The 12,669-nt window shown below is 41.9% G+C and carries 5 protein-coding genes; 4 read left to right on the forward strand and 1 reads right to left on the reverse strand.

The features are described from left to right. Positions 1–58 precede the first annotated feature (58 nt). Positions 59–3,334, forward strand: coding sequence for a VCBS repeat-containing protein (locus tag ACQ2HE_RS11145; RefSeq protein WP_430899483.1), 3,276 nt, complete (start codon positions 59–61; stop codon positions 3,332–3,334). A gap of 2 nt (positions 3,335–3,336) precedes the next feature. Further along, complete coding sequence (locus ACQ2HE_RS11150; protein WP_430899481.1) at positions 3,337–4,632, forward strand: vanadium-dependent haloperoxidase; 1,296 nt, start codon at positions 3,337–3,339, stop codon at positions 4,630–4,632. 347 nt (positions 4,633–4,979) lie between these two features. Here the strand turns inward: ACQ2HE_RS11150 and ACQ2HE_RS11155 are convergent, their stop codons facing one another. Further along, positions 4,980–7,826: a DEAD/DEAH box helicase gene (locus tag ACQ2HE_RS11155; protein WP_430899479.1), complete on the reverse strand. Its 2,847-nt coding sequence runs from the start codon at positions 7,824–7,826 to the stop codon at positions 4,980–4,982. A gap of 576 nt (positions 7,827–8,402) precedes the next feature. On the opposite strand from ACQ2HE_RS11155, the gene ACQ2HE_RS11160 reads away from it, so the two are divergent. Next, a complete protein-coding gene (locus tag ACQ2HE_RS11160; RefSeq protein ID WP_430899477.1) occupies positions 8,403–11,090 on the forward strand; it encodes a family 78 glycoside hydrolase catalytic domain in 2,688 nt (895 codons plus the stop codon). After that, the gene (locus tag ACQ2HE_RS11165; protein ID WP_430899475.1) at positions 11,090–12,637 is read left to right on the forward strand and encodes a carboxylesterase/lipase family protein; all 1,548 of its coding nucleotides are present in this window, start codon (positions 11,090–11,092) and stop codon (positions 12,635–12,637) included. The genes ACQ2HE_RS11160 and ACQ2HE_RS11165 overlap by 1 nt, the downstream gene beginning before the upstream one ends. The last annotated feature ends 32 nt before the right edge of the window (positions 12,638–12,669 follow it).

The following is a 12,669-nucleotide window of genomic DNA, read 5'->3' on the forward strand; positions in this document are numbered from 1 at the left end:
TTAATTGTTAATTATTAATTATTAATTAAATCGTATTTTGTGAAACAATTTATTTGCTATGATACAGAGGTGTTTTTCTGCTCTGGTGCTGAGTTTCGCAATGCTTGCTAGTTTCAAAACATTTGCGCAAAACCCACTCTTTAAATTGCTCCCTTCTGCTAAAACGGGTATCAGTTTTCGCAATGATATTAATGAAACGGAGAACCTAAATGTTCTTGCATATGAATACTTCTATAATGGAGGTGGTGTAGCCGTAGGCGATATCAACAACGATGGATGGGAAGACCTCTTCTTCACCGCAAACATGGGTGAAAACAAACTCTATTTGAATTTGGGAAACATGCAGTTCAAAGACATTACAAAAGCTGCTCATCCCTTACTTGCCGGTAAGCCCGGCTCGTGGAAAACAGGCGTTACCATGGCAGATGTAAACGGCGATGGTCTTCTCGATATCTATATCTGTTACTCCGGTAAACTTTCCGATGACTTAAGAAGAAATCAACTTTTCATCAATAAAGGAAATCTTCAGTTCGAAGAGAAAGCCGCCGAATACGGATTGGATGCTATCAACTACAGTACGCAAGCCAGCTTCTTCGATTATGATAATGATGGTGATTTGGATATGTTCTTACTGAATCACAGTACGAAGAAGATCGACAATATGGAATTGGCCAAATACAGAACAGAAGCCGATACTTTGGCCGGCGATAGACTTTACCGTAACAACAATAACAAATTTGAAGATGTATCTGCCAAAGCAGGAATCAATCAATTTCCCAGCACATTCGGGTTAGGTATTGCAATATCTGATATCAATTTAGATGGCTGGCAAGATATTTATGTAACCAACGATTACAACGAACAAGATTATATCTACATCAATAACAAAAACGGCACATTCACTGAGAAATCAAAAGACTATCTGCGTCATCTCTCTCATTTTTCTATGGGAGTAGACATTGCCGATTTTAACAACGATGGCTACCCTGATATCTACACGCTTGATATGTTGCCGGAAGACAATCGTCGTCAAAAACTTTTACAACTCCAAGAAAACTACGAAGCCTTCTCGTTAATGCAGTCGCAAGACCTGCACAAACAATACATGCGCAACATGCTTCATTTGAACAACGGAGATGGCAGCTTCAGCGAAATTGCACAGCTTGCCGGAGTTTCCAATACCGATTGGAGTTGGTGTCCTCTTTTCGCCGATTTTGATGATGATGGCTACAAAGATCTTTTTATCACAAACGGTTATTTCCGTGATTATACGAATAAAGATTTTTTACGCTACTGGGGCGATTTTAAAATAAAAAAGGCCATGGATCGTCAACCGGTACTGCTCATGGATTTGATCAAGGCCATGCCGGTTACGTATTTGTCTAATTATATCTATAAAAACAACGGGGACCTCAGTTTCACCAATAAGAAAACCGATTGGGGCATTACACAAATGGGGCATTCCAATGGAGCCGTGTACGCTGATTTAGATAAAGACGGTGACCTCGATTTAGTGGCCAATAATTTAAATGGTGAAGCCCTCATATACGAAAACACGAGAACCAATGCCAACGCCATTACATTTTCCGTAAAATATACGGGTAAAAATAGTTTCGGTGTTGGAACAAAATTATATGTATATACGAAGAAGGGATTGCAATACCAGGAAGTAAATCCTAACAGAGGTTATTTATCTGCAACCTCTTTGAATCTGCATTTTGGGTTGGGGGCAAACGATAAAATTGATTCCGTTGTGGTGATCTGGCCCAACAATCAAAAAAGAACGTTGAAAGATTTCGAACCCAACAAACCTTATCTTATTGAATACAATCCGAATCTTACAACTACTTCTACTACTGCAGCGCTTAAACCGGGAATTTTTGAAAAGAAGAACCCTCTGATTTTGTATCCGCATGAAGATTTTATTGAGAATGACTTCAAGCGACAAGCGCTCATGCTCTTTATGTATTCAAAAGTAGGGCCGGTGCTTGCAAAAGGAGATGTAAACAAAGATGGATTGGAAGATTTGTTCATTAGCGGCGATAAGAATAGAGTTGGAACCATTTACCAACAGACACCGGGTGGCGGGTTTAGAATGCGCGACGACTTAAATCTTGGCGATGAGAATGTTTCAATTACCAGCGCTGCTGCTTTTGCAGATGTAAACGGCGATGGTTTTCAAGATATATATATCGCCAAAGGCGGTTACTCGGTGGTAGAACCCGGAACACCGAACCTGCAAGATGAATTGTATATCAACGATGGGAAAGGTGGATTCACACTCGGTAAGTTACCCATTATGCAAGAAAGTAGTAAGTCTTGCGTAGTACCCGGCGATTATGATGGTGATGGTGATATTGATTTTTTTGTAGGCGGTCGCGTTATTCCTGGTCAGTATCCACGCGTACCTCGTTCCTATTTGTTGAACAATGATGGAAAAGGGAATTTCACCATTGTAGATGCGGCGTTTAATAATATTGGAATGATCACTAATGCCAAATGGTTCGATTTCAATAAAGATGGAAAATTAGATCTTGTTTTATCGGGTGAATACTTGCCTATTACCGTATTCATAAATACCGGTAAAGGCTTTGATAACAAAACACAAGACTATTTTAAAGATCAACCAAAAGGATTCTGGTTCAATTTTGAAATAGCAGATCTGGATAAAGATGGGGAGGTAGAGATTATTGCAGGAAACCTTGGTAACAACTCGCAAATTAAAGCAAGCGATAAAGAACCGGCGGAAATGTATTATGGTGATTTTGACAACAACGGCTCTGTAGATCCAATTCTGAATTTCTACATTCAAGGGGTGAGTTATCCTTATGTGAGTAGAGATGAATTGAATGATCAGATCTTTCCCATGAGAAGAAAATTCTCAAGTTATAAGAACTATGCCGATGCTACCATTCATTCGATGTTTACCGATGCTGAGCTAAAAGCTGCTAATAAATGGGAAATCACTTCTACTCAATCAACTCTGTTTAAAAAGATTGAAGGTAAGTACACTGCAGTACCCCTGCCCATGCAGGCTCAATTTTCCATTATTACGGAAATAGTGGTGGATGATTTTGATAAAGATGGTAATAAGGATATCTTGCTTTTGGGGAATAAAACAGACAATCGACTTAAGATTGGAGCCATTGATGCCAATTATGGTTGTTTGTTGAAAGGAGATGGTAAAAGCGGATTCAGCTATGTGCCCCAAATAGTTTCCGGCTTGTCGATTAGAGGAGATGTGAAATCCGTTATTCAGATAAATGTAAAAGGAAATCAATATTGGGTGGTGGCAGTAGCAGACCATCCAATTCAATTCTATCAAGTGAAATAAGTATGAGAGTTTTAGTAATCATAGCCTTGCTTTCAATGGGTGTTTCAGCAGAAGCTCAAAAGAAAGGAAATCCGTTGACAGTTCAACAAGCTACTTTAGCGATCTCTAAAGTAATGATGCACGATGTGGTGAATCCTCCTGCCGCGAGTCGCTTTTATTCGTATAGTTTGATGGGTGCCTATCATTTGGTAACAGTTAAAAATAAGTCTTATAAACCCCTAGAGCAACTATTAACGAATCGGCCAACACTTTCTGTATTAGCAACCAAACAGAAATACGACTACGAAGTTGCTGCTGTTTATTGCATCTTGGAATCAGGCCGTTTGTTATTGCCTTCCGGATTTAGTTTGGAAGAAGACATTGCCGCATATGAACAGGCTTTGAAGAAATCGGGATTGAACCAAGAAACAGTAAAAACTTCGATAGAAGTAGCGAAAGATTTGGCAAAACAAGTTGTGGTTTGGTCGCGGGGCGACGGCTACTTCAAACTAAGTACACTTAGAAGATATACACCTGTAAAAGGCGATCAATACTGGTATCCAACTCCGCCCGCCTATATGGAAGCCGTGGAACCCAATTGGAGAACCATACGCACCTTGTTCTTAGACTCGGCTCAACAATACAAGCCGGTTCCTCCAACGCCTTTCAGTAAAGACACAACTAGTAAATTCTTTGAAATGGCGAAAGAAGTATACCAACTCACCAAGCCGATGACTGAAGAACATGCTGCTATTGCTGCTTTTTGGGATTGCAATCCTTTTGCCATTGCAACGTCGGGACATATGATGTTGGGATTCAAGAAATTTAGTCCCGGTACCCATTGGATCAATATAACCGGTATTGCATGTAATAAGGTAAAAGCAAATTTCGATAAAACAGTGTTTGCGCATTTCATGGTAGCTGCTACCTTGCGTGATGCTTTTATTAGCTGTTGGGATGAGAAGTACCGTTCGAATCGTGTTCGTCCTGAAACCTTTATCATCAAAAACATTGACCCCAAATGGGAGCCATTATTGCAAACACCTCCATTCCCTGAATATACAAGTGGGCACAGTGTGATCTCCTCTGCTTCAGCGGAAGTGTTGACTTATATCTTTGGTGATAATTTCTCTTTTACAGATGATTCAGAAATGATGTTTGAATTACCTGCACGCAATTTCAAGTCATTTCGCGCAGCTGCCCAAGAAGCATCCGTATCTCGCATTTATGGCGGCATCCACTACCGTGATGCGGTAGATGCAGGAGTGGAGCAAGGGAAGAAGATTGGGGAGTATGTGGTGAGGAGAATTAGTAATTAAGAAGTAGTAATTAATAATGGAACAGCAGCGAAGCAGGAACGAGGATAAGAGGAGACGAGGAAAGGCAGCGACACTGCCAGCGCTGCGAAAACGCTGCGTTCGCTGCGCCGCCGCGGTGAAAAGAAAAAACAACTAAATGTTTATCAGCCGGCAGTCAGGCTGATTTGAATTCGGAGGCTAATCTGTGGGAATCTGTTGTAATTTGTGTGTTCTGTGGTCGAAAAAACTTTATAAGGACAAACGCTTTGCGCTTCTTTTTAAACTTTTTCTCCTTTGCGACTTCTCTGCGGTCTTCGCGATCGTTGCGGTGAATATATCAGGCAGCACAGCTGCGCAGAAACTGATTCCTATCTCGAAAACAAAAACCGTATCTCTTCCTCACTCAAATTCTTCACAAACCCATTCTCTTCTCCAATCAAGTCTTCCGATAGTTTTTGTTTCTTTCCTTGCAACTGTAGAATTTTCTCTTCAATACTATCTTTACAAATCATTTTGTACGCAAATACTTTTTTCGTTTGTCCGATACGATGCGTTCGGTCAATAGCTTGTTGTTCCACGGCCGTGTTCCACCAGGGGTCGAATAAGAATACATATTCGGCGGCTGTTAGGTTCAATCCAGCATTACCGGCCTTCAAACTAATCAATAATATACCGGTGGCATCGTCTTCAGCCTGAAACTGATTTACGATTTCTTGTCGTTTAGCACCACTCACTGTTCCATCTATGCGATAAAATTTCAATTCAGCCTTTTCGAGTGCGGGTTCTAATAGATCAAGCATGCTGGTGTACTGAGAGAACACGAGCGATTTACTTTTTCCTTTCAATTGAGTTAGTTCTTCTATCAGCAAGTCTGTTTTGATAGAATCAGAAACCGAATTTTCTTCGTCTTTTAGAAGGGCAGGAGAGTTGCAGATTTGTCGCAGTTTTGTTAAGCCGGCGAGAATACTCATCTTCGCTTGATTCATACCCTTCGTTTTGATATCACTCCAAATATCCGCTTCTACGGAAGATCGGATTTCTTCATAAACAATACGTTGGGCCGATTCCATTTCACACCAAATTACCGATTCGGTTTTATCGGGTAGATCTTTAGCCACTTGCTCTTTCGTTCTTCTCAAGATGAAGGGTGCAGTGAGTAGTTTTAAGGCTTGTATTTTTTCGGTATCCTGCCAACGGTCGATGGGATCTGCATATTCACGCTTAAAGAATTCTCTATTACCAAAAAGACCCGGCAATAAAAATTCAAGTTGAGAATACAAATCGAAGGTGTTGTTCAAGATGGGAGTACCGCTCAACGCAATTCTGAATTTACAAGGAACCTGCATGAGTGCGCGTGTAACCAAAGCCGTTGGGTTTTTAACCTGGTGACTTTCATCCACCACCACTGTGTGAAATCCGACGGAAGCCAACTGTTGAGCATCGGTTCTTAAGGTGCCATAGCTGGTAATAAATATCGAAGCTTCCGATTGCTCAAGCGCAGTGGCCGAGCGATTGGAGCCATAGTATAAGTCAAAGGCAATTTCAGGTGCAAACTTTTTCAGTTCCTGCATCCAGTTGTACATTAGTCCCATGGGGGCAATGATCAAATGCTTGCTGCCCGGATTGCGGTGAATGATATGGCACAGTGCTGAAATGGTTTGCAAGGTTTTACCCAAACCCATATCATCGGCCAAGCAAGCGCCGGCCCCTGCTTCTTCTAATAATAGCATCCAATCCGATCCTTTTTGCTGGTAGGGTCTTAACGTAGCATTCAAGAGTGGATTGATATTGAAAAGCGATTCGTTACTTGTTTGCCACTGCTTCCACTTTTGCCACCAATCTTGATTGAAGCTCAAACTTAAATTGATACCTTCTTTGTTATCAGGTTGGTGGGCGATACCCATCCATCTCGCTATGGTCAATTCATCTTTTTGTACTTTACCGTGTTTGATGATAGGGCCATAATAAGCCAACCATTCAATAGGCAATGCACCAAAACTTCCATTGTTTAGGACCACTGCATGTTGACCTGCCCATAGCATTTTTTGCAATGCTGCCAATCCAACCGTTTCTTTTCCAAAACGTATCGACATTTTATAGGTCAAGCTGCCCGCATCTTCCCGAACCAGATCCATTTGAGTTACGGGTAATTCAGAAGCATAACGGAAATGTTTGAGCAGATCCATTCCCACAATTTCAATTTGCTGCTCCAGTAAGAAGGTCCAAGTTTTGAGGAACCAACCTTTTTTCTGTGCATCAGCGAAAGAGAGGTAGTACCTGCCATTCATCTGTTTCGCGAAATTAGGATGTAGTCCTTCAATTAATTCTATGAATGCTTGTTCCAATTCTTTGTTGCGTTTGATTTGAACAGGTTGCCCTCGATCGAGGAATTCCACCGGATCAGGACTGTCGCGTTCTACTACAAATCCATCGTACAACCATTGTGGAGTAAGTAGTAAGAAAGAATTACTTATTTCTTGCAACATCATACGATTGACCGGCAATAGTATTTCCTTCTGGGTAGCTTCAATGCCTGTTTTTCGAATGGTATAATGTTCTTGAAGTTCTTGGAGTAGTTCATCTTCCCAGGAAACGATGGCTCCTGCCTTGCTCAATTTTTGCAAGTACAAAGCATCTTTCAGAGTGAGAATGTAGTAGGTTTTGTCTTTGCAGAGAAAGAACTCTTGCACTGAAAAATCGGACAAGGGTGCTGTAACACCATTCAGTGAAACGAGGGTATGCAGGCTAGGGCCTTCTTGTTTCAGTTCCCATTCAAATTGAAGTTCCGGACGGGCATCGCTCAGGGTGCAGGCTTGAAGCACGGCATTTTTCTGTGCGGTCCAGATATAGTGATACCAGTTAAAGCTCGTAAAATACGGTTTAAGTTTTAGGAAGAACTCGTGCCAGGCTTTAAGGATCTGTTGTTTTTTATAGCTGTCGAAATCTTGTTTACCGGAGCCAATTTTATAGCTCATTTTGATGGCATCGTTTCGGCGGTTCAGTTGTTTTTGGGTTGCTTGTTTCAGCAGTTTACGAAGCTCATCGGGCAATTTGGGAAAACTATGATCGATGATAGGTTCAGAGAGGTGATCTTTTTCAAAACTGGGAATGTTTCCTTTTTTTGAGATGAACAGCAGCTCAAAAATGGTCTGATCTTCTGACAATTTATTGGGGTGAAAAACAAGTGCCGTTTTCTTCTGAATCGCTTCGCTCATAGGCGGGCAAAGATAAGCGAAAAGCAATTTAACAGGAAAGGTAATAGAGATCGTTGAACTTGTAATTCCGATCCTTTCTGCTATTATGCTAAGTGCTTATGTTTTTGGTTTAGGATAGTTGCTTGGGAGTTCACCGCAGAGAGCGCTGAGTCCTTCGGCAGATCCTTCGGTTCGCTCAGGAACTGCGCAAAGAAGTCGCAAAGTAGTTTTTGCTATTTTTTGACCGTATGCAGCCTTGTATATTAACGCTTGAGTCAAGTAAGCGCAATCTAGCGGTTAATCTCTGATAATTTGTATTAAAAATCTGTGCTTTCTGTGGTCAAAAAAGAACTTTAGCGGGACAATCCCTTTGCGCTACTTTTTTAACTTCTTCCCCTTTGTGAATTCCAAGCAGCGCAGCTGCACAAAACTTAGAAACAAAAAACTCAATAACTCAAAACTTGATCTATTGGGAATTTACACTAAATAGAAGCTTTGTCAATCAATCAAAGCTCCCTCCCCCCGACAGCCCATGACAGCCTTCCCCCTTTTTTCCGTAACTTTCCTGTATAGTTTTCTATTCAAAATGTTTGTCATATGAAACGTCTCTCTCTTTTCACACTGTTTCTTTCTTTTGCCTTTGCCTCCTTCGCGCAGCTTTCAGCGGTTAATTTAAAAATTGAAAACCTTACCAATCCACTCGGCATTGATGTTCAAAAGCCCCAATTGAGTTGGCAGCTGAGTTCTAAACAGAACAATAGTGCCCAATCGGCCTATGAAATCAAAGTGATGAAAGGAAAAGAAACCGTTTGGGCAACGGGAAAAGTAAATTCCGATCAGTCCATTCTTATTCCTTATAATGGTACAGCACTGCAATCTGCAGCTTCCTATACTTGGCAAGTACGCGTATGGGATCAATCCGGTAAACCGGGCGCGTTCTCTAAGCCGGCCAGCTTTCAAATGGCCTTGCTCTCTGCATCCGATTGGAAAGCCTCTTGGATCGAAGCACCCTTTCTCGATTCCACTAAAAGAGCGCCTCAATATTTTAGAAAGAACTTCTCACTCAATAAACCGGTAAAAAAGGCAACCGCCTTCATCACCGCTCACGGTATCTATGAAGCCTTTATCAATGGTAAAAGAGTAGGAGATGCTTACCTAACTCCGGGTTGGACTTCCTACAACAAACGCCTTCAATACCAACAATACGATGTTACTTCTTTGCTTCAAACCGGTGGCAATGCTATTGGCGCCATGATTGGCAACGGTTGGTATCGCTCTTATTTGGCTTGGGAAAACAATAGAGATGTTTATGGTAAGAAAGTAGGACTGATCTGCCAAATACAAGTAGAATATGTGGACGGAAGTGTAGATTATATTCTTTCAGATAACTCTTGGAAATTATCATCCGGAGCGGTTATCATGGGTGAAATTTATCACGGTGAAACCATCGACGCTCGATTGGAACAAACCGGCTGGGCCACTGCTTCTTTCAATGATCAGTCTTGGACCCCAGTTACTACAGCTTCTTACAAAGACCCCTTAATTGCAACCTATAATGAGCCCATCAGAAAGCACGAACAGTTTCAACCCATTAAATCCTTTACCACTCCGAAAGGAGAACGAGTAATGGATTTTGGTCAGAACCTGGTAGGCTGGGTGCGCATTGTTGTAAAAGGAAAAGCCGGCGACACCGTTCGCATCAAACACGCCGAAGTATTGGACAAAGAGGGAAATTTTTATACGGAAAATTTAAGAGCTGCGAAAGCAACAGCTACCTATATCCTAAAAGGTGATGGAGAAGAGATTTTTGAACCACATTTCACCTTCTTTGGTTTCCGTTACATTCAAGTGGAAGGCCCTATGCCTACAACTACAACTGCAATTGCTTTGTATTCCGATATGGCGCGTACCGGCACTTTCAGCACCAGCAATAAATTACTCAATCAACTACAACACAATATTCAATGGGGACAAAGAGGGAACTTCCTTGATGTACCTACCGATTGTCCGCAACGCGATGAACGTTTAGGTTGGACCGGCGATGCGCAGGCCTTCTCTCGCACTGCTATGTTCAATTTCGACGTGAAGAATTTCTTCTCGAAATGGTTGAAAGATGTAGCAGCCGATCAACTTCCTAATGGTTCCGTACCTTTTGTTGTTCCCAATGTATTAGGACCTGGCGCCAGTGGAAGTACCGGTTGGGCTGATGTAGCTACCATCATTCCTTGGAATCAATACCTCGCTTTCGGCGATGTGCGTATTCTCGAAGATCAATATGCCAGCATGAAAGCTTGGGTGAGTTTTATGGAGAAGAACAGCAAGAACGATTTGTGGAATGTTGGTTTCCATTTTGGCGATTGGTTGTTTTATCGTCCCTTCGATGATAACGACGGTTCCTCTGCAGTTACCGATAAATACCTGATCGCACAGTGTTTCTATGCTCATTCAACACAATTGATGATCAATGCAGCAAAAGTTTTAGGCAAAGCGGGTGATCTAAACTATTATACCAATTTGCTCGGTAGAATCAAGGCTGCATTCATGAAGGAATATGTTACTCCCAATGGACGCTTGGTTTCTTCTACCCAAACAGCCTATGTTCTGGCCTTGAATTTTGATATGTTGCCGGAATCAATGCGTGCCGAGGCAGCGGATCGCTTAGAACAGAATGTGAAAAGATATGGCGATCATTTAACCACAGGATTCTTAGGAACACCTTATCTCTGTCATGTGTTGAGTCGTTTCGGAAAAACTGAAACAGCCTTTAAGCTATTATTACAAGAATCCTATCCCTCATGGTTGTATCCGGTGAAAATGGGTGCTACTACTATTTGGGAACGTTGGAATGGCATACGTACCGATGGTACGTTCGAACCCGCTTCCATGAACTCCTTCAATCACTATGCTTACGGCGCAATTGGCGATTGGATGTACCGTGTAGTAGCCGGTTTAGATACCGATCCTTCTGCGCCTGGTTATAAGAAAATAATCGTTAAACCATTGATCGGTGGAGGGCTTACTCAAGTGGCGGCGAATTTGGAGACACCCTATGGCAAAGCTTCCAGTGAATGGACCGTTAGCGGTAAACAAGTGACCCTCAATGTATCTATTCCGGTAAATACCACTGCAACCATTTACATCCCCGCTTCAGCCGCTACTGATGTTCTACAGAACGGTGCACCTTTGAAAGATTTAAATGGTCTTTCAGTTTTAGGAATGGAAGGAAAATATTTGAAAGTTTCCATAGGATCAGGTAACTATGTATTCAATTCAATTTTGCCATAATGAACACAAATCATTCATTTTTCAAAATACAATCAAATAATAAAAGCGCAGTACTGATTACTGCGCTTTTGATGTTTTTAGGTCTGACCGTTGTTGCGCAACCCGTAAAAGGAACCGGGGGAATGGTGCAAGGGGTAAAGCAAAACGGAATAACAGTGTACAAAGGGATTCCATTTGCAGCACCTCCTGTAGGGGATCTGCGCTGGAAAGCCCCTCAGCCCGTGAAACCTTGGAAAGGTGTGCTCAAAGCAACTAAGTTTTCTGCGAGTCCTTATCAATCGAAGCCTATTCCCTTTGCCTGCTGGACTGAAGAATTCATTGCACCACCCGAACCCTTAAGCGAAGATTGTTTGTATTTGAATATTTGGACCGGTGCGAAATCACCCAAAGAAAAAAGACCGGTATTGGTTTGGATCTACGGCGGCGGTTTTGTATCAGGTTCTGCAGCTTGTTCTGTGTACGATGGGATGGAAATGGCGAAAAGAGGAATTGTAGTAGTGAGCATCAATTATAGAGTTGGCATTTTCGGATTCATGGCGCATCCTGAGTTGAGCAAAGAATCACCGAATGGTGTTTCCGGAAATTACGGCATCATGGATCAAATTGCTGCCTTGAAATGGGTGCGTGCGAATATTGCAAAGTTTGGTGGCGATATCAATAACGTAGCCATTGCAGGCCAATCTGCAGGCTCTATGAGTGTAAGTGCTTTGGTTGCTTCTCCCTTAACAAAAACATTGTTCCAAAAAGCCATCGCGCAAAGTGGTGGATTGTTGGGAAGTCGCTTTATTGCCGATTTAAAGACAGCCGAAAAAGAAGGCACTCAAATTCAAGAAAAAGCAAAATTAACTTCTATAGCCGATTTGCGAAAATTGAGTTCAGACGAAGTATTGAAATTAACCGGACGATTCTCGCCCAACTTAGATGGTTATGTACTTCCGAAAAATATTAAAGAAGCATTCGAAAAGCATGAACACCAAGATGTTCCTGTACTAACAGGATGGGTTACCGGAGATGGGGCGCTTTTTGGAAATCAATTGGTGAAAGCAAGTGATTTTAAGAAGAATGTAGAAACGCAATTCGGCGACAAAGCAGCCGAGTTCTTGCAACTCTTCCCTGCTGAAACGGATTCACAAGCTACCGCCTCTCAACAAAAATGGACCTTAATGGGATTTGCCGGTGCTCCATCTATTAATTGGGCGAAGTATAATCGCGCGCCCGTGTATGTGTATGAATACACCCATGTGCCTGCACCTTTGGAAAATTTCCCCGACTACGGAGCTTTCCACACCTCTGAAGTGCCTTTCGCCTTTCACAATCTTCATCTTTGGAAACGGAAATGGAGAGAGGTAGACTACAAAGTGCAGGAAGTGGTGAATCAAAGCTGGGTTAATTTTTTAACGAGCTACAATCCCAATGGCTTGCTTGTTAAAGGATGGTATCCTTATAATAGCAACACCGCCATTGTATACATTCTCAACGAAAACCCGCATCCGGAAAATGGGTTGTATAAGAAGGAAGTAGAAATGGTGAGTGGAATTAATAATTAAGAATGAATAATTAATAATTGAACAGCCCGGAG

It is taken from the genome of Endoryza foliicola (assembly GCF_050589245.1).
GTDB classification, from domain to species: Bacteria; Bacteroidota; Bacteroidia; order Chitinophagales; family Chitinophagaceae; genus Endoryza; species Endoryza foliicola.

Bases quoted from the DNA above. Each gene is read 5' to 3' on its own strand.
- ACQ2HE_RS11145 (WP_430899483.1), top strand. From the start codon at position 59: ATGATACAGAGGTGTTTTTCTGCTCTGGTGCTGAGTTTCGCAATGCTT.
- ACQ2HE_RS11150 (WP_430899481.1), top strand. From the start codon at position 3,337: ATGAGAGTTTTAGTAATCATAGCCTTGCTTTCAATGGGTGTTTCAGCA.
- ACQ2HE_RS11155 (WP_430899479.1), bottom strand. From the start codon at position 7,826: ATGAGCGAAGCGATTCAGAAGAAAACGGCACTTGTTTTTCACCCCAAT.
- ACQ2HE_RS11160 (WP_430899477.1), top strand. From the start codon at position 8,403: ATGAAACGTCTCTCTCTTTTCACACTGTTTCTTTCTTTTGCCTTTGCC.
- ACQ2HE_RS11165 (WP_430899475.1), top strand. From the start codon at position 11,090: ATGAACACAAATCATTCATTTTTCAAAATACAATCAAATAATAAAAGC.